The following is a 17,919-nucleotide window of genomic DNA, read 5'->3' as shown; positions in this document are numbered from 1 at the left end:
CTGCTCCCCCTGCTCCCCCTGCCCCCTGCTCCCCATTCCCTCTATTGCTTCATTTGAGCGCGGGCGGCTATGAGTGCTTTGCTTACCTGTACAAAGCCAGTACCACCATAACTATTGCGGGCTGCTACAACTTGACGGGGGGATATCGCCTCATAAATATCTACTGCGAATGCCGGATGTAGTTGTTGCCACTCTTCCAATTTCAAATCTTTCAGAAGTTTACCTGCGGCAATACTAGTTTTTACCACCTTACCCACAAGATTGTAAGCTTCCCGGAAAGGGACGCCCCGTGCTGCCAGATAATCTGCTACATCGGTAGCGTTGGAAAAATCTTCGGTTACGGCTTCTGCTAAACGCTGGGTACGAAATTCCAAGCCTTCCCTGAGCAAAATTGTCATTGCTTCTAGAGAGGCTTTGATTGTGTTGACACTATCAAATAGACCTTCTTTATCTTCTTGCAGGTCTTTGTTATATGCCAAGGGTAAGCCTTTCATAATCACCAGCATTGCCTGGAGATGACCAAATACACGCCCCGTTTTCCCCCGCACAAGTTCTGGTACATCGGGGTTTTTCTTTTGGGGCATGATACTGGAACCTGTGGCACAGCTATCTTTGAGAGTGACAAAGCGGAATTCTTCTGATGACCAAAGAATGACTTCTTCTGCAAGGCGGCTGAGGTGAACCATAATCAAGCTAGCGGCACACAAGAATTCGATCGCAAAATCGCGATCGCTTACTCCATCGAGGCTATTAGCATAAATATCGTCAAAATCCAAAAGTTTAGCTGTGTAGTGGCGATCGATGGGGAAAGTAGTTCCCGCTAAAGCACCGCACCCCAAGGGTGAGATATTCACACGGCGAGAAACATCTCCTAAGCGTTCCCAGTCGCGTTGCGCCATTTGAAAGTATGCCAAGAGGTGGTGAGCTAAACTCAGGGGTTGGGCGCGTTGTAGGTGGGTATAGCCAGGAATTAGAGTTTCTACGTGCTGTTCGGCTATATCCAATAAAACACCTTGAAATTCTCGTAGTTCGCCTTTAATTTGTAGAATTTGGTCGCGGAGGTAGAGTCTGGTATCAGTACCAACTTGGTCATTACGCGATCGCGCTGTATGCACCTTTTTACCTACATCGCCGACAATTTCTGTCAGTCGTCTTTCAACTGCAAAATGTACATCTTCAGCATCAACACCAGGATGAAATTTGCCCTGGCGGTATTCCTGGCGAATTTTTTCTAAACCTGTAACCAGTTGCTCGCCTTCTTCTGGGGAGATAATGCCCGTGTGAGCGAGCATTTTGACGTGGGCTTGAGAACCAGTGAGGTCATATTCTATTAATTCAATATCAAAACCTATACTGGCATTAAAACGAGCGATCGCTGGATGCAACGCTGATTCAAACCTCTGGCTCCAAGTTTCTTCTTTAGTCATAAATATTATGAGGGGAGTGGGGAGTGGGGAGTGGGGAGTGATGATTTAGGAAGAGGAGGAAGAGAATTTTCCTGGTTTCCCTAATCCCTACTCCCTATTCCCCACTCACACCTAGATTTAACCGTAGCTAGTTAGATTCCGAATCATATAGCCAATGACTAAACCGATCAACAATGCCCACACTTGACCTGTTTGGATAAAGTGGTTCCAAGATTTTTGCATCTGACCCATCAGGTCTGGGTCGGTAATTGTTTGTGCTAGTAGTGCTGTCAAATTTACAGGCAAATGCCAATATAACTGAGATATCAAATCGCTGTAATGGCTCATATTTGGTAATTAAGAGGTTGCGGCTGGCAAATTTCAGCATCAGTTGATTTTCTACATAAATTACTGATTATGTACTGAAATATTGCATATAACCTCAATGTCTTAACTCAAGATGTAGCCGATGCCAACCGCAATTTCTCGGCAGTCCGCAAAATTTGCCCGGCCAAAACTGCTGCGCCAAAACCATTATCGATATTGACTACGCCGACTCCCGCAGCACAAGAGTTAAGCATTGTCAATAAAGGTGCTAAACCATTAAAACTTGCACCATAACCGATGCTGGTGGGTACGGCAATCACAGGACAACTCGCTAAACCAGCAACAACGCTGGGTAAAGCGCCTTCCATCCCCGCTACGACAATCAACACCGATGCGGACTCAATCAGATGGCGGTTACTTAATAAGCGGTGAATCCCTGCAACGCCAACATCCCAGAGGCGCTGAACGCGGAAACCAGAAAGTTCAGCAGTTACAGCGGCTTCTTCAGCAACGGGTAAATCGGCAGTCCCAGCAGAAAGAATGCCAATTTCACCCGCGAATTGTGGTTCGATGGTAAGGTGAGCGATCGCACAAATTCGCGCCGATTCGTAATATCGCAAACCGCTAACTTTTGATTCCAGTACAGTATAAACTGCTGGTTCAATGCGGGTTGCCATCACCACCGGGTTGCGGAGACGCATCACTTCCATAATTTGAGCAATTTGATCGGGAGTCTTACCAGGGCCCCAAATCACCTCTGGGAAACCTGTTCTTAACTGGCGATGGTGGTCAATTTTGGCAAACTCACCTACAGATTCATAGGTTAAATCTTTAAGTGAGTCTAATGCCGTATCTGGCGTAACTTTACCATTAGCAACCGCAACGAGTAGCGATCGCAAGGTTTTTTCATCTGTCATTAGTCCTTTATCCTTTATTCTTGCCACTAAACACTGATTAATAACTAATGACTAATCCGTTATTTTTATTTCATGAATATTCCAGAATGCGCCACCAAGTGCAGAGTATTGGATACCTTCAAAGCGATTACGCACTGCCGACATTGATAAGGGATTAACTAGATAAATAAATGGTAAATTTTCTTGGGTAATCCTTTGAGTTTCGGCATAAATTTCTTTCCGCTTTGCTGGGTCTAATTCCCTTGCTCCTTGAATATATAACTTAGCAATTTCTGCTTCCCAAGGAGCCACTTCCCAACCTTCAATTGGCTTTTGTCCTGCTTGGGGTTTCTGATTAAACATGTGTAATCCACCTTCGGGAGACCAGACATTAGCCCCATCATTTGGTTCTAAACCACCAGTCAAACCCAGCATAGAAACTTCCCAGTCTAATGAATTTGATAGCTTATCTGTGTAAGTATTCCATGCCAGAGGAGTAAAATCAACTTGAATACCAATTTTACTCAGGTCTTGTTTAATCTGCGATCCAATTGCTTCACGGATTTTATTACCAGCATTGGTGAGCAATGAGAAGCGGACGCGGTTTCCTTGAGCATCTATTAATTGGTTTTTGTCGTTATATTTGAATCCTGCTTTTAGTAGTAGTTCCTTCGCCTTTTGTATATTGTAGTTATAAACTTTTAAACCTTCTTCAGGCGATAGATAATAAGGGCTTTGCACGGAAATAGGTGAATTTTGTGGTTTACCCAAACCCCGAAAAGTGTTGTTAATCATTGTTTGTCGGTCAATCGCATAGGCTACTGCCTGCCGAAATTCTACAGTATTAAACCAACGCGATTTTATTGGATCAACCAGGGGTTTTCCATCCCTTTTACCTTTATTTAAATTAAAGAAAACAAACGTCGTACCAGTAGCTGGCCCACCATTAAAAATTTGGAAATTTCCCTGATCTTCTTGCACCTTTAGTAAAGAAAAATACTCTGGTGAGACTCCTACAGTATCTAACCCGCCAGAACGAAATTGCAGCAAGGAAGTATCTGTTGATTCCACAATTTGCCACACAATCCTTTCAATATAAGGTTGGGATTCTCCTTGTGGCCCTTTGCGCCAATAGTAGGGATTGCGCCTGAACACTACACGCTGACTTGTGTTATAGCGCTCTAGCTTGTAAGGGCCATTAACAATAATTTGATCTGGAGGAGTATCAACCCCCCACTTAGACAAAAATATTGGCTTACCCTCTTGGTCTTTTGTTTTGACAAATGGTTCTAGGGTATGAGCAGGCAAAATTGGCAGTCCTAGAGTTCCCAAGAATGGCGCAAATGGTTCTGGAGTTGTGAATTCAATGCGTCGAGCATCGATTTTTCGTACCTTTGGCAATGCCCTACTTTCACCAATCCGTAGCACATCTCTAGCGTCTGCGGGAATCGCTTCATTAAGATAAATATCGTTGTAGGTAAATACTACATCATCTGCTGTTAAAGGCTGCCCATCAGACCATTTCAATCCCTGACGTATGGTAAAGAGAAACCGCAATTTGTCATCAGAAATTTCCCAAGATTCTGCTAAAGAAGGCTCGATTTCGCCCGTTATGGGGTTTTCAGTTGTCAATCCTTCATAAATCAGAGGAAAAACATTAGGAGACTCTTGACTGAGAGGATAATTAAAAGTTTTGGGATCGCTGAGAATGGCACTTACTAATTGAGGCACTTGAGCAGCGGTGCTTTTGAAGTTAGCTGGGTTGCAGGCGGTAAGTGTAAGTGCTGTTGCTGAAGTCAGAATTATTGGCAACCAAAAATATTTAATTGCCAGAAATATTTTTCTAAAAGATTTCATACTTTCAATACGCGAGTAGTGTAATTAATTTGATTGAGATTGTAGCCAACCAAGGAAGTTTTGGGTTTTATTGAAATACTGGATTTCTCTATCTCGTAAAATATCTATAACTTCACGTCTGCCAAATTCTTTATAATTACTACTTAAAAATACTTTATTTTCATTAGGATGTAAGCCAGCATGAAAAATTATACACTCCAAGATTATTCTATCTATAATGTGCTTCTCAAAAATTGCTCTATTTAAGGTTAATCGAAAAATATCTTTACTTAATGTAATTATTTCTGATGTATTGATAAGCCGATTAAAAGCTACGTCAAAACGTTCTTTCACTTCGTTACTTCTTTGAAGAAAGCTAGTTCTTGATTGCTCTAGGTGAGACAGCAGTAATCGTGCATTGCTTGAATTATCTCGCTCTACTTGATTAATTTGTATATCTAAATTTCGGAGGAAATCTAGATTATATTTTTCTTCTTGTTCTAATGTTGTCAACGATTCTACAAAACAAATACTTGGCACTAAGATACGTAGATATGATGGTGGATTTTGCAGTAATTCTTGTGCTTGTGAATCTTGCCCTTTAGCAATACTCATCAAGAAATTAGTTTCAACGTAAATGATCACTACACAACATTAATAAATTTCAGTTGTTCCATCTTCTATTAATTGCAATAAACCAGTTTTTGCCATTTCATTTGTGAAAGGTGGTATTGCCGATTTCCAATGATATGCCAAGTCACGTAGCCAAGCTTCTGTAAGACCTTTAAGATAAAGACTAAATATCCTTTTGTCGCGGAATTTTGGCTCGTAATGACTCAACACATCAGCAGTATTAAAGCAGACAATTGGCTCTGATAAATTATTGCCATCCCATTTTAAAATTTGAATTTTATCTACATCGACAAGCATGGCAAATGGAATCGCTATCTTTGCAGCTTGCAGGTAATCGATTAGCCGTAAATTAGCATAATCTTGGACTTTTGTTTCTTGAAATTTTAAGGGGAAACCTTTAACTTCAGCTATGAGAATAATTTGCCCCTCTTTGTCGAGGGCGACAATATCAGGAAAGTCTACATCTTCTAAGTTTGTAGCTTGCATGGTTCTAATTCCCCACCAAGTTAAGCTTTGTTTAATGCTATCAATCATTTATTTTCATCCTAATGAGTCTTGAATATCTTTGAATCAGAGGCTAAAAAAAGTTACTCTGAAGCAACTAACAAGACAACAGCATAAGCACATATACCTTCTTCGCGTCCAACGGGGCCTAGTTTTTCATTAGTAGTAGCTTTGATGCCAATTTGATTGGATTCTAATTCTAAAACCGCCGCTAGTTTGTCGCGCATGTTGTGAATATGCGGCTTTAATTTTGGACGTTCTGCTACTACTACCGAGTCAATATTTCCGATCTGCCAACCTTGATCCCGAATCAGTTGATGTACTTGAGTTAATAGTACTAAACTATCTGCTCCCGCCCATTTGGGATCACTAGGTGGAAAATAATAACCAATATCCCCCAAAGATAATGCCCCAAGCATGGCATCCATAATCGCGTGAGTAAGCACATCAGCATCACTGTGTCCCAACAAACCCAGTTCATGGGGAATTTGAATTCCACCTAAAATCAAAGCGCGATCGCTCACCAGTTGATGAATATCGTAGCCGTTACCAATACGAATTTTAGTCATTTGTTATTAGTCATTAGTCATTTGTCATTTGTCAGGAGTTAGCAATTATTTTCCTCCTGCTTCCCCTGCTTCCCCTGCCTCCCCTGCCTCCCCTGCTCCCCCTGCTTCCATTTCTCCAGCAGATCAGGGCGGCGATCGCGGGTTTTTTGAATTTGTTGTTCGTAGCGCCATCGGGCGATCGCTGCGTGATTTCCACTGAGCAAGACATCAGGCACTTTCAAACCGCGAAAATTGGCAGGACGAGTATATTGGGGATAGTCCAACAACCCTTCCTCAAAACTTTCTGCGGTGAGGGACTCAGTTTTGGCTACGGTTCCTGGTATTAGACGCACTACGCCATTAATCAAAGCCATTGCTGGAATTTCCCCGCCAGTCAGAATAAAATCGCCTAAAGATACTTCACGAGTTACCAAATGCAGCACCCTCTCATCAACTCCTTCGTAATGCCCGCAAATAACCACTAGCTGGTCATAATTTGTCGCTAATTCTTTTAAAAGAGGTTGATTAATTGTTTGGCCCTGTGGACTCATCAAAATTATTTCTCTTCGGGGTAGAATCGGCAGCGACTCCACAGCGCTAAAAATAGGTTCTGGCTTCATTAGCATCCCGACGCCGCCACCGTAGGGTTCATCATCTACCTTTCGGTGCTTGTCAGTGGTAAAGTCCCGTGGATTAATCAGATGCACTTGGGCAATCTGTTTGGCTAAGGCTTTACCCAGTAACCCCGAATTGAGAACAGAGTTAAAACAGTCAGGAAAAAGTGTAACTATATCAAAGCGCACAGTTATTCGTATTCGAGGACACTAATCTTAAATTTGGATGTCTAGCAAACAACGCCAAGCCGAGGTCGAGTCAAACTCCAGTTAAACTTTATCAATAGTATCTAAAACTACCAGGTCTCTTGGATTTTAGATGGGATCAAAAGTTTTTCTAATTACTTAATTTATGTTTAAATGTTGTCACAACTACATTTAAATTAATAATCATATCAAGTTAACAACTTCCAGGATGCATCGATCCAGCCTCAGAAAAAAGCGTAGTTTTAACTGCTCGTCCCCAGCCCTAGAGGGGGAATCTAGCCCCCTAAAGACTATTTTGCCCTGCTGCAAGTGGACAGGTGAAAAACAAGGCTCTGGCTTTGAGAAATGGGAACGAACACGTTTAGACTGAGGCAACGCGAGCGTTAAGCGAGAATTTGGAGAGTGGCTGACTCAGTTCCAAACTTCCAAAAAGTGTCCTCTCAAAGAAGCAAAGCGCAAAAATCATGGCTGCAACTGAACCTTGTTAAATTCACCTGAAGTTGTTGACAGGAGAAACACAATGCCGCAATTACAAGCTAAATCGCTAGAAATGAGGACACCCCAAGCAACTAAAACCGCCGTTCTGGTTATCGGAGGCGCAGAAGATAAAGTTCATGGGCGCGAAATCCTACGAACTTTTTTTGGACGTGCTGGTGCTAGTAAGGCTTATATTACAATTATTCCATCTGCCTCTCGCGAACCCGCCATCATCGGTGGTAGGTATATTCGCATTTTTGAAGAAATGGGTGCTCAGAAGGTAGAGATTTTAGACATCCGCGAACGGGAACAGTGTGAAGCTTCCCAGATCAAAGCATCCTTAGAAGCCTGTAGTGGGGTGTTTTTGACAGGAGGAGACCAACTGCGTCTTTGTGGCGTATTGGCAGATACGCCAGCAATGGAAATTATTCGGCAGCGGGTGAGGGCGGGGCAACTTACGCTAGCAGGCACAAGTGCAGGAGCGGCAGTGATGGGGCATCATATGATTGCCGGCGGCGGTAGTGGAGAGTCGCCAAATCGTTCCCTAGTCGATATGGCAACGGGTTTGGGATTTATTCCTGAAGTAATCGTTGACCAACACTTTCACAACCGGAATCGAATGGGGCGACTGATTAGTGCGATCGCAGCTCACCCCGATCGCTTAGGTATTGGCATTGACGAAGATACTTGTGCAGTGTTTGAACGTGATGGTTGGCTACAAGTTATGGGTAAAGGCAGTGTCACCATTGTTGATCCCACTGAAGCCACCCACACTAACGAACCCCATGTCGGTGCTAATGAACCATTAACAGTGCATAATTTACGTCTCCATATCCTCAGCTACGGCGATCGCTTCCACTTGTACCAGCGCACTGTATTGCCTGCTGTACACCGAATCTCCAGCTGACGGGATAGAGTATCTGAGGTTACACTGAGTTGACCGCACATTCATTTCTTACCGTAGAAAAATGATAAGAATACCATGTAAAAAGAAAAAACTGTTTGCAATGAACAGTTTAGCGGTCAATTCCAGTAAGAAACTAGAATTTTGGTTCCGAATCTCCATCTACCTATTCCCATGAGAATCCTCAAGATCCAGACCTTACGCGGCCCAAACTATTGGAGCATTCGACGCCACAAACTGATCGTCATGCGCCTCGATCTAGAAACCCTTGGCGAGACGCCCTCGAATCAAATCCCTGGCTTTTATGAAGGATTAGTTGAGGCGCTGCCGAGTCTGGAGGGTCATTATTGTTCCCCTGGCTGTCGTGGTGGTTTTTTGATGCGAGTCAAAGAAGGCACTATGATCGGCCATATCGTGGAACACGTAGCCCTTGAACTCCAGGAATTAGCTGGTATGCATGTTGGCTTTGGTCGCACCCGCGAAACTGCCACACCCGGAATTTACCAAGTAGTAATCGAGTATCAGAATGAGGAAGCGGGACGCTACGCTGGACGAGCCGCAGTACGGCTGTGCCAGAGTATCGTTGATCGAGGCCGTTATCCCAAAGCAGAACTAGAGCAAGATATCCAAGACCTAAAAGACTTTGTTCGTGATGCATCCTTAGGCCCTTCTACTGAAGCGATCGTCAAAGAAGCAGAAAAAAGAGGTATTCCCTGGATGTCTCTGGAAGCCCGCTTTTTGATTCAGCTAGGCTACGGCGTGAATCAGAAGCGGATGCAGGCCACAATGACTGATAACACCAGCATTCTCGGCGTAGAACTAGCTTGCGATAAAGAAGCCACTAAACGCATTCTCGCTGCCGCTGGTGCGCCAGTACCCAGAGGTACGGTGATCAACTTCTTAGACGATTTGGAACAAGCGATTGAATACGTTGGCGGCTATCCGATCGTCATCAAGCCACTAGATGGCAATCACGGACGTGGGATCACCATTGATATCAGAACTTGGGAAGAAGCTGAAGCAGGATACGAAGCTGCCAGACAGGTTTCCCGGTCAATAATTGTCGAAAGATATTATGTAGGGCGCGACCACAGGGTACTAGTCGTAAATGGCAAAGTAGTAGCAGTTGCCGAACGTGTTCCTGCTCATGTCATTGGCAACGGCAGATCCACTATTGCCGAATTAATTGAAGAAACAAACCTTGATCCAAATCGTGGTGAAGGACACGATAACGTCCTGACCAAGATTGAACTAGACCGCACCAGCTACCAACTGCTAGAAAGGCAAGGCTATACCCTAAATAGCGTCCCACCCAAGGGTACTATTTGTTATCTCCGAGCAACGGCAAACTTGAGTACAGGTGGTAGCGCCGTAGACCGTACCGATGAAATTCACCCAGAAAATCTTTGGTTAGCACAACGGGTAGTTAAGATTATCGGTTTGGATATTGCCGGACTCGATATCGTCACCACGGATATTAGCCGTCCGTTGCGGGAAGTAGATGGCGTGATTGTCGAAGTTAACGCCGCTCCCGGTTTTCGGATGCACGTTGCCCCAAGCGTGGGTATTCCCCGCAACGTTGCTGGCGCAGTGATGGATATGCTGTTTCCCAACGAGCAATCTAGCCAAATTCCCATTCTCAGTGTCACTGGTACTAATGGCAAAACCACTACTACCCGACTACTAGCACATATTTATAAACAGACTGGCAAAGTAGTAGGTTATACTACCACAGATGGGACGTATATCGGTGATTACTTAGTAGAAGCTGGCGATAACACAGGCCCCCAAAGTGCCCACGTCATCCTTCAAGATCCCACAGTAGAAGTAGCTGTACTAGAAACGGCTCGCGGTGGCATTCTTCGCTCTGGATTAGGCTTTGAAGCAGCCAATGTCGGCGTGGTATTGAATGTAGCCTCCGACCATTTAGGAATTGGCGATATAGATACTATTGAGCAGTTAGCTAACCTCAAGAGCGTAGTAGCGGAAGCCGTATATCCGGATGGCTACGCGGTACTTAACGCCGACGATCGCCGCGTCGCCGCCATGTCAGAAAAAACTAAGGCTAATATTGCTTACTTTACAATGAACCCCGACTCGGAATTGGTGCGAAAGCACATCCAAAAGGGCGGTGTAGCAGCAGTATATGAAAATGGCTATTTGTCAATTGTTAAAGGTGATTGGACACACCGGATAGAAAGAGCAGAAAATATACCTTTAACAATGGGCGGACGTGCGCCGTTTATGATTGCCAACGCTTTAGCTGCAAGTTTGGCAGCATTCGTGCAAAACGTCACAATTGAACAGATTCGTTCTGGTTTGAAGACCTTCCGGGCTTCAGTTAGTCAAACGCCAGGACGGATGAATTTATTTAATTTAGGCAACTACCACGCTTTGGTGGACTATGCCCACAACGCAGCCAGTTACGAAGCTGTAGGTTCCTTTGTTCGGAACTGGACTACAGGGCAACGGATTGGCGTAATTGGTGGGCCAGGCGATCGCCGCGATGAAGACTTTGTTACTTTGGGCAAATTAGCAGCACAAATTTTTGATTACATCATCGTCAAAGAAGACGATGACACACGGGGACGCCTACGGGGTTCAGCCGCCCAGTTGATTATTCAAGGCATCACCTCAGTTAAGCCTGATAGCCGCTATGAATCAATTCTGGATGAAACCCAAGCGATAAATAAAGGCTTAGACATGGCTCCTGATAACAGCCTGGTGGTAATTTTGCCAGAAAGCGTTACTCGCGCGATTAAGTTAATTAAGCTGCGTGGTTTAGCCAAGGAAGAGACACACCAACAAAATACTGGCACAACTATCATCGATTCCCAAAATGGAATAGCACCTTCTTCTGTTGTTAATACCCTGCTGTAGTTAGGAATCAGGAGCCAGCACATTCCTTCTTGACTCCTGTCTTCTGACTCCTTTAATTATTGTTTTTCTTCTTCCTGATTGGTTTCCTCGCTGGGAGTTTTCATCTCCTCCTTAAAACCTCGTAGGGTTTTGCCCAGTGCGGTTCCCAGTTCGGGAATTTTTTTTGGGCCGAAAATTAGAATAGCGACTATGCTAATTACAGCTATTTCTGGCCATCCCAGTCCAAACATATAAATTTCCTCTAAGGCATCTGTAATTCAATATAGACATTCATGGCTCAAATCCGATGAGTTCGCCACTAAGTAAGGTAAATTCTAGTAATAAAATTACCATAGCCGTTAATTTCGACTTCCATGTGGGACGCTACGCAAGCGCTCAATCAACTGAGTAATCGAGAGTTGAGCTAACTACGTCCTACACCTTTCAAACCAAGGTGATTGCTGCACTTTCTAGTGGTGCTGATAGCTACTGTGTTAAAGGAATGAATGCAAAGCAATTGGTGAAAGCGATCGCTTGCTCAACTAACTTCCCATTGGATTAGTAATTGGTAAACCTAACCAATCACTTAATTCATGAGCTAACCATTCAAGTTCTACTTCGGATTGAATGCCACCATCGTTTCCACCAATCTGATATTTTTGTACACCTGAGCAAATATATAATTGTGCTGGAACGGCAACTCTAGTGCCTTCAGAGTCTTTAGTAAAGTGCTTGGGAATATAAACCAACTTATTAACACTTTGCCTTGCCGATGGCCGGGGACGCTCAAATTTCCAACGAAACAACTCCCAGCTTAGGGCAATTTGTTTTGGATTCAGGCGTAAGCAGATGCGTCCAAACAAATTAAAGAAAAATTTATACACCATCATCAAGCCAGCACCCCAAAAAGGAACTGAGAACAAGGCAAAGGGGATGTTGGCAGGAAAAGGGGCCGAGAGAGCGCCAATCGTCCAAAACAGGATAAATGAATTCCAGACGATCGCAAATAAACCTGTAAATACTATTGATGCATCAAAACCAGCTGGTGGAATGATAATTTCTAGAGAATCCCCATTTTTGGTTAGTTGAATCTTACTCCCATCTGGTTTGCTCACAACCAAAGCAGGTAAGTTTGTCGCTTGTGGTTTCTCTAAAGCTGCGATCGCTTGGGTAGCAGAACTAAAACGCCGTTCTAAGCTGGGTTCAATCATCCACTTTAGCCACTTGCTAAAGCTGGGACTGACATTAGCGGCTTGTTCAAACTGAATGCGAAAATCCTTTTGCGGTAAATCGGCTGGGTGATTACCCGTCATTAAATAAATTAAGGTTGCGCCTAAACTATAAAGGTCAGAGGCTGCAACAGTGCGTCCACCAAATTGCTCTGGTGGCATATAGCCATAGGTTCCTACCACAGTTCTTGTGCCGCTTTCTGTGGCGAGGACAGTCTGTACTGAGCCAAAATCTACCAAATAAACTTGACCAACATTATTACCAGAACGCTCCCCTAATAAAATATTGCTAGGCTTAATATCACGGTGAATTACAGGCGGATGTAGCTCATGTAGGTAAATAAGAATCTCTAAAAGCGCTTTGGCTATCTGTTTGACTTCAGCTTCTGTAAAAGTTCGCCCAGATTGTAAGTATTGTTCTAAAGTTTTTGCTGGGATATAAGTTTGTACCAAAGCAAATCCTTTGATGGTTGGTAAATTTACCTCAAAATAGTTTAAATAGCGTGGAATTAAGGGATGTGCTAGGTTTTTTAAGGTTTCGGCTTCTCGCTCAAACAGCTTTAAATCATCCCATTCAAAGTCGTCACCAAAAGAAAGTAACTTGATGACAACTAATTCCTGAGTTTGCAAATCACGAGCTAATAGCGTCCGCCGCCCTGCCTTTTTTCCTAGTAACTGCTGAACTTCATAGCGCTCATCTAATATTTCGCCAATCATTATGGTTTCTTATAATGCTACGTTTGAAAAGTTTTTAGAGCTTATAGCTTTTCAATTTGGCAAATCGATATCTTTAGTATAATTGCGTAATTCTATGCCCTCCCAACTTTGGCCTTATATTACACCTGGTATTCCCGATGAATTGTTTGAAAATTTGCCAGGAATTCCCCTGAGCCAGCGAGAAGTTAGACTGCTGTTAATTGCCCAACTGCGACTAAAATCAGATTCTGTGTTGTGGGATATTGGCGCAGGGACGGGGACAATTCCGGTAGAAGTGGGGTTATTGTGTCCAAAGGGAAAGATTATCGCTATAGAAAGGGATGAAGAAGTAGCTAATCTGATCAAGCGTAACTGCGATCGCTTTGAAGTGAAAAACGTCCAAGTAATTGAAGGTAGCGCCCCAGAGTGTTTACATGATCTTAAGGTTACGCCTCACCGTGTTTGTATCGAGGGAGGACGCCCCATTCAAGAAATTCTGCAAGCAGCATGGCATTATTTGCCACCATCCGGTCGGGTTGTAGCTACAGCTGCTAATCTAGAAAGTCTGTATGCTATTTCCCAGAGCTTTTCTCTGTTAAGGGCTAGAAATATCGAAGTCGTTCAGTCTGCGGTTAACCGCTTAGAGACGCGTGGCTTTTCTCAAACCTTTACCGCCGTTGATCCCATTTTTATCCTCAGTGGTGAGAAACTTGATTAGGGAATGGGTCATGGGGCATAGGGCATTGCAAGAGACTACAAGGGAAGGGGGGAAACAGAGATAAGGAAGTTAAGGGTAGCAGGGGAAGCAGGAGAAGAAAGAATAACTAATTAATAAATGCCCCATGCCCAATGCCCAATGCCCACTTGCCCTGAGCGTTAGCGCAGCGTCTCGTAGAGAAGTCGAAGGGATGCCCAGCGCCTAATGCCCAATGCCCAATGCCCAATGCCCCATATTTAATACTTCTATGCCTTGGTCTCGGATTATTAGTGGAATTGTTGCAATCGCTCTTGCTCTCTCTGTGACCCTTTTGGGGGGTTGGTACTTTACCATCATTTTTGCGGTTATCATCTTTTTGGGTCAACAGGAATATTTTAATTTGGTGCGAGCCAGAGGTATCGCTCCCGCAGCTAAAACGACTATGGTTGTCAGCCAAGTTTTGCTGGTAATTTGTACTCTTGATGGCAGTTTAGCTGACGCTGTGATGCCAATTGCTGGCACACTTATTTGTTTTTACTTGCTGTTTCAGCCTAAATTTGCCACGATCGCTGATGTTTCCGCTTCTATTATGGGGCTATTTTACGTAGGTTATTTGCCAAGTTACTGGGTGCGATTACGAGCAATTGATAGTGCTGCTTTTAGCAACCTCCCTTTCGGAGGTTACTGGCCCACAACTTGGACAGATTTCTGGGAAAAGGCAAATTCCGCTTCTTTAGCACAAGGTTTTACAGCAACACTGCTGACTTTTTTGTGTATTTGGGCAGCGGATATCGGTGCTTACACTATTGGCAAATTCTTTGGAAAAACCCGTCTCTCTGAGATTAGCCCGAAAAAAACTGTAGAAGGTGCTGTCTTTGGCATTACTTCAAGTGTTGCTGTAGCTATAGCAGGAGCCTATTATCTACACTTGCCCAGTTCCCCCTTCAGTGGTTTAGCATTGGGTTTACTAATTGGCATTGCTAGTCTTTTGGGGGATCTTACCGAGTCTATGCTCAAGCGAGATGCTGGAGTTAAAGATTCTGGGCAGTTAATCCCCGGACACGGTGGTATTTTAGACCGTACTGATAGTTATATTTTCACTGCTCCTTTGGTTTACTATTTTGTGACACTACTGTTGCCGCTACTATAACGGTTCTCAACTTAAGTACAAACTCCTTTAAAATCTCGTTTCCAACCTCTGGCTGGAAATTCTCTTCATTGGGCTGCTGCCAAAAGTTTTGAGGTGGCAGCCCAATACTTCTCGGTTAAGGGGAAAAGGGGAAAGGGAAAAAGGGAAAGAAAAAACCTTTAACCCTTACCCTTTACCCTTTACCCCAAACCCGATTCCGAGTTAAAAATGCTTAACCGAAAAGTATTGGGTGGCAGCCCTGTCATTAGCTATTTCCAGTCAGAGACTCTTGACGAGGCAATCTATCAAAGCTGTGTCTATTGTTTTTACGTTGAGTTGGCACTAATGAGCATTGCTGTGCCCCTTGCATAGACTGCATCCAAATGATTACTGCTATATAGCGCTAAGGATCTGTTCTTGTTAGGTCTGTATTAGACTAAACCCCGAAGCGCTATAGAGACATTGCTTACTATATTTATTTAAAAAAGAGTTGAGTAATCTGCAAGAATAAAAAACACCAACTCTATTCAGTATACTGAAGTAAATCTGATTAAATTCAAAGCTATTAGGAACAAATTCAACGTTATGGAATGAAAAAGATACGAAGATTGGTTATACAAGTAATTAAAATTTTATGAAGATGGCTCAGTAATTAAAGATGTAATGAAGACTACTCAGTAAATATTGCAGACTCTAAATCTATGTGATTTTATGGAGATAAGAAATACATCACGCAAGTTTCGCTTTCACTAACAGTATTTACCATAAATTACTGAGATTAAAAGTAAAGCAATTGCTTTGATTTAAAGTTATTACTAGGAGTCTCAAATAAAAATGATTAGTTTTAAATCTAGATTACTCAATGCAACTTTAGCTGTTGCTGCTGCACTTCCCTTGGCTACTGCTGGATTGTTTACCTCTGCGGGGTCTGCTCAAGCATACATTGGTTCATTCACGTTTGACGGAGATGGTACTATAGCCAACATCCACAAGACTGGCGTAGACTTTCTTACTAATCCAGGAAGAATTGAGTTAGGTGCCAAAAAAGGAGATTTTTCTGGCGATTCCTTCGGAAATATTTACGACTTCTTGACTCCGCTTGGTGGACCTTCTACGTTGTTTATAGACCTCGATCCGGTTGCTAATGGCGCAAAGGAACTATCTTTAACCAGTGTCTTGGCACCAACTTTTGGAACAGTGTTTGGAGGAGCAACGATCAGCTTTAATTTCTCCGGAGTCTTTGAAGATGGAAGTAAGGCAATAGGAAACATTGATTTCACTACTTTTGACTTTGATTCAGAGGAAGCAGTAAGTACTGCATACACTGCTGGTACAACAATTACTGGAAGTTTTAAAGGTGTCACAGTATCATCTGTTCCCGAACCTGCTACACTGCTAGGACTGGGTTTAATCGGTGCCTCAATGACCGTAGTTCGCCGTCGTAAAGTTGCAAAAGCTTAGTTTGTACAGACTACTTTCACTATAAACAAGTTGATTTTCACTCTGGTTGAAATGTAACCTTTTTACTAACCAGAGTGAAACTTTTTAGTGTAAGTAGACTTAAGCTGATTGCAAAGATTGTTTCGCTTCAGTTGCGATCGCTTCTACTTCATCATCAGCCAGAGTTTGTAATATAGATTTGGCTTCTGCACCACCCAAACGAGACAAGGCTTGTACAACTCTGTAACGAATTTGCCAATCTGGATTAGTAGCATAGGGGGCCAATAGAGGAACTGCTTGTACATCTCCCAAGTCACCCAAAGAACTAATAGCAGCAGTTTGGACTAATTCGTTTTCTGATGAAAGCGCCTCTTTGAGTAGTTCAAAGGCTCGTGGATCGCCTAACTCTCCTAATGTGGCGATAATACTGAATTGTATTAGCCATTCAGTAGTTGTATGGTAAAGGTGCTGCAAGTCTTCAAAAGCTTCATGTAACTTCAGAGCGCCTAAGCAGTCTGCTGCTGCTGCTTGTACATCTACTTCTGAGTCATGAAGCAAGCGATCGCGCAAGATATCCAAGGATAACTGTAAATCTTGTGTTCCAAGTGTATCCATTTGGCTCACCGCCGAGTAACGGACACGAGAATTGCTATCGCCAATAGCACTTTGAATTAATTCAAAGCCGATCGCAGGTTCCAATTGGCGGATTTGATTTACTGCACGTAAGCGATCGCCTAAATCCTCAGAACTTAGCAATTGCTTAACAGACTCCGAAGTAATACTCATTTAGTTATCCTTGATTTTCAAAGGTGTAAAAAAAGAGTCAAAAGTCAACACAACAGCCAAGTGTCATAAAACTCTTGACTAATGACCAATGACTAATGACAACTGACTAATCTTGACTTGCTGCCATTGCCCGAATAATATCACCACGAGTGAGGATACCAATTACTTGACCCGTGCCGTCAAGTACTGGCAATCGGTGAACGCTGCGATCGTGCATGATTGTAGCGGCTTCCCTTAAAGTTTTATCAGGGGAAATAGTGATCGGGTTTTTACTCATCACCTCCCCAACGGTTTGCCCTAATGCCTTGTGCAAATCACGTTCGTATGTAGCAGGATTTTTTAAATAGATAACGCTATCAAGAAACATGATGTACGCAGGTGGAGTAACACCAGTCTCTTGCCACATTAAATCGGTTTCTGATATAATACCCACCAATTTACCAACATCATCCACAACAGGTAATCCGCTGATGTGGCGTTCTGCAAGAATTTGGATAGCTTCATTCAATGGAGTTTCTGGCCGGACGACAATTGGATCGCGGCTCATCACATCGGCAACGGTTTTAGGCATTTATTTATTGACACCTTTATCAAAGTCCATGCGCTTATTGTAGAAAATTGCGGGACTCAACCTGATGCAATTAATAGATTGTTACGGTATGGGGCATGGGGCATGGGGCATGGGGCATTGGGCATTGGGCATTGGGCATGGGGCATTGGGCATTGGGCAT

At 43.3% G+C, this 17,919-nt stretch carries 17 protein-coding genes; 5 read left to right on the top strand and 12 right to left on the bottom strand.

Annotated features, from left to right (window positions below):
- Window positions 1–41: 41 nt before the first annotated feature.
- The 8 genes from argH to trmD form a co-directional block, all read right to left on the bottom strand.
- Entirely contained in the window at window positions 42–1,427 is a 1,386-nt protein-coding gene (gene argH / locus VB740_RS12000; RefSeq protein WP_323200227.1) for an argininosuccinate lyase, read from the bottom strand.
- Between the two features lie 117 nt (window positions 1,428–1,544).
- Window positions 1,545–1,754, bottom strand: a complete 210-nt coding sequence (locus tag VB740_RS11995; protein ID WP_323200226.1) for a hypothetical protein — start codon at window positions 1,752–1,754, stop codon at window positions 1,545–1,547.
- Between the two features lie 107 nt (window positions 1,755–1,861).
- The gene (gene larB, locus VB740_RS11990) at window positions 1,862–2,650 is read right to left on the bottom strand and encodes a nickel pincer cofactor biosynthesis protein LarB (protein ID WP_323200225.1); all 789 of its coding nucleotides are present in this window, start codon (window positions 2,648–2,650) and stop codon (window positions 1,862–1,864) included.
- Between the two features lie 51 nt (window positions 2,651–2,701).
- Window positions 2,702–4,486 (bottom strand): ABC transporter substrate-binding protein, encoded by a 1,785-nt coding sequence (locus VB740_RS11985; protein WP_323200224.1) that lies wholly within the window; start codon window positions 4,484–4,486, stop codon window positions 2,702–2,704.
- A 24-nt stretch (window positions 4,487–4,510) separates the two neighbouring features.
- Window positions 4,511–5,110 (bottom strand): PIN domain-containing protein, encoded by a 600-nt coding sequence (locus tag VB740_RS11980; RefSeq protein WP_323200223.1) that lies wholly within the window; start codon window positions 5,108–5,110, stop codon window positions 4,511–4,513.
- 9 nt (window positions 5,111–5,119) lie between these two features.
- Complete coding sequence (locus tag VB740_RS11975) at window positions 5,120–5,632, bottom strand: hypothetical protein (protein ID WP_323200222.1); 513 nt, start codon at window positions 5,630–5,632, stop codon at window positions 5,120–5,122.
- A gap of 53 nt (window positions 5,633–5,685) precedes the next feature.
- Window positions 5,686–6,171, bottom strand: a complete 486-nt coding sequence (gene ispF, locus VB740_RS11970) for a 2-C-methyl-D-erythritol 2,4-cyclodiphosphate synthase (RefSeq protein WP_323200221.1) — start codon at window positions 6,169–6,171, stop codon at window positions 5,686–5,688.
- A gap of 38 nt (window positions 6,172–6,209) precedes the next feature.
- Window positions 6,210–6,953 (bottom strand): tRNA (guanosine(37)-N1)-methyltransferase TrmD, encoded by a 744-nt coding sequence (trmD, locus tag VB740_RS11965; protein ID WP_323200220.1) that lies wholly within the window; start codon window positions 6,951–6,953, stop codon window positions 6,210–6,212.
- 538 nt (window positions 6,954–7,491) lie between these two features.
- On the opposite strand from trmD, the gene VB740_RS11960 reads away from it, so the two are divergent.
- Window positions 7,492–8,355 carry a cyanophycinase gene (locus tag VB740_RS11960; RefSeq protein WP_012412065.1) on the top strand — a complete coding sequence of 288 codons (864 nt, stop codon included), beginning with the start codon at window positions 7,492–7,494 and terminating at the stop codon, window positions 8,353–8,355.
- Between the two features lie 171 nt (window positions 8,356–8,526).
- Complete coding sequence (gene cphA, locus VB740_RS11955) at window positions 8,527–11,232, top strand: cyanophycin synthetase (protein ID WP_323200219.1); 2,706 nt, start codon at window positions 8,527–8,529, stop codon at window positions 11,230–11,232.
- 56 nt (window positions 11,233–11,288) lie between these two features.
- On the opposite strand, the gene tatA is transcribed toward cphA, so the two are convergent.
- Complete coding sequence (gene tatA, locus VB740_RS11950) at window positions 11,289–11,462, bottom strand: twin-arginine translocase TatA/TatE family subunit (RefSeq protein ID WP_094348761.1); 174 nt, start codon at window positions 11,460–11,462, stop codon at window positions 11,289–11,291.
- Between the two features lie 291 nt (window positions 11,463–11,753).
- On the bottom strand, window positions 11,754–13,157 hold the full coding sequence (locus tag VB740_RS11945; protein WP_323200218.1) for a serine/threonine-protein kinase: 1,404 nt from the start codon (window positions 13,155–13,157) through the stop codon (window positions 11,754–11,756).
- 94 nt (window positions 13,158–13,251) lie between these two features.
- Here VB740_RS11945 and cbiT point away from each other — a divergent pair, with 94 nt between their 5' ends.
- The 3 genes from cbiT (at window position 13,252) to VB740_RS11930 (ending at window position 16,423) form a co-directional block, all read left to right on the top strand.
- Entirely contained in the window at window positions 13,252–13,854 is a 603-nt protein-coding gene (cbiT, locus tag VB740_RS11940) for a precorrin-6Y C5,15-methyltransferase subunit CbiT (RefSeq protein ID WP_323200217.1), read from the top strand.
- 247 nt (window positions 13,855–14,101) lie between these two features.
- Entirely contained in the window at window positions 14,102–14,983 is an 882-nt protein-coding gene (locus VB740_RS11935) for a phosphatidate cytidylyltransferase (protein WP_323200228.1), read from the top strand.
- An 813-nt stretch (window positions 14,984–15,796) separates the two neighbouring features.
- The gene (locus VB740_RS11930; RefSeq protein WP_323200216.1) at window positions 15,797–16,423 is read left to right on the top strand and encodes a PEP-CTERM sorting domain-containing protein; all 627 of its coding nucleotides are present in this window, start codon (window positions 15,797–15,799) and stop codon (window positions 16,421–16,423) included.
- A gap of 99 nt (window positions 16,424–16,522) precedes the next feature.
- Here VB740_RS11930 and nblB read toward each other — a convergent pair whose 3' ends face one another.
- Together nblB and VB740_RS11920 are read right to left on the bottom strand one after the other, a co-directional pair.
- A complete protein-coding gene (gene nblB / locus VB740_RS11925; protein ID WP_323200215.1) occupies window positions 16,523–17,188 on the bottom strand; it encodes a phycobilisome degradation protein NblB in 666 nt (221 codons plus the stop codon).
- 106 nt (window positions 17,189–17,294) lie between these two features.
- The gene (locus VB740_RS11920) at window positions 17,295–17,759 is read right to left on the bottom strand and encodes a CBS domain-containing protein (RefSeq protein WP_323200214.1); all 465 of its coding nucleotides are present in this window, start codon (window positions 17,757–17,759) and stop codon (window positions 17,295–17,297) included.
- Window positions 17,760–17,919: the final 160 nt, after the last annotated feature.

The sequence above is a fragment of the Nostoc sp. UHCC 0251 genome (assembly GCF_034932245.1).
Taxonomy (GTDB): Bacteria; Cyanobacteriota; Cyanobacteriia; order Cyanobacteriales; family Nostocaceae; genus Nostoc.
Note: the sequence above shows the minus strand (reverse complement) of the source record. Positions and strands in the feature narration are given on the sequence as shown.

What these genes read in the sequence shown, in the direction of transcription:
- tatA (WP_094348761.1), bottom strand. Translation starts at nt 11,462, where the DNA reads ATGTTTGGACTGGGATGGCCAGAAATAGCTGTAATTAGCATAGTCGCT.
- VB740_RS11935 (WP_323200228.1), top strand. Translation starts at nt 14,102, where the DNA reads ATGCCTTGGTCTCGGATTATTAGTGGAATTGTTGCAATCGCTCTTGCT.
- VB740_RS11945 (WP_323200218.1), bottom strand. Translation starts at nt 13,157, where the DNA reads ATGATTGGCGAAATATTAGATGAGCGCTATGAAGTTCAGCAGTTACTA.
- VB740_RS11920 (WP_323200214.1), bottom strand. Translation starts at nt 17,759, where the DNA reads ATGCCTAAAACCGTTGCCGATGTGATGAGCCGCGATCCAATTGTCGTC.
- argH (WP_323200227.1), bottom strand. Translation starts at nt 1,427, where the DNA reads ATGACTAAAGAAGAAACTTGGAGCCAGAGGTTTGAATCAGCGTTGCAT.
- larB (WP_323200225.1), bottom strand. Translation starts at nt 2,650, where the DNA reads ATGACAGATGAAAAAACCTTGCGATCGCTACTCGTTGCGGTTGCTAAT.
- VB740_RS11960 (WP_012412065.1), top strand. Translation starts at nt 7,492, where the DNA reads ATGCCGCAATTACAAGCTAAATCGCTAGAAATGAGGACACCCCAAGCA.
- VB740_RS11985 (WP_323200224.1), bottom strand. Translation starts at nt 4,486, where the DNA reads ATGAAATCTTTTAGAAAAATATTTCTGGCAATTAAATATTTTTGGTTG.
- VB740_RS11995 (WP_323200226.1), bottom strand. Translation starts at nt 1,754, where the DNA reads ATGAGCCATTACAGCGATTTGATATCTCAGTTATATTGGCATTTGCCT.
- VB740_RS11930 (WP_323200216.1), top strand. Translation starts at nt 15,797, where the DNA reads ATGATTAGTTTTAAATCTAGATTACTCAATGCAACTTTAGCTGTTGCT.
- cbiT (WP_323200217.1), top strand. Translation starts at nt 13,252, where the DNA reads ATGCCCTCCCAACTTTGGCCTTATATTACACCTGGTATTCCCGATGAA.
- nblB (WP_323200215.1), bottom strand. Translation starts at nt 17,188, where the DNA reads ATGAGTATTACTTCGGAGTCTGTTAAGCAATTGCTAAGTTCTGAGGAT.
- VB740_RS11975 (WP_323200222.1), bottom strand. Translation starts at nt 5,632, where the DNA reads ATGATTGATAGCATTAAACAAAGCTTAACTTGGTGGGGAATTAGAACC.
- ispF (WP_323200221.1), bottom strand. Translation starts at nt 6,171, where the DNA reads ATGACTAAAATTCGTATTGGTAACGGCTACGATATTCATCAACTGGTG.
- cphA (WP_323200219.1), top strand. Translation starts at nt 8,527, where the DNA reads ATGAGAATCCTCAAGATCCAGACCTTACGCGGCCCAAACTATTGGAGC.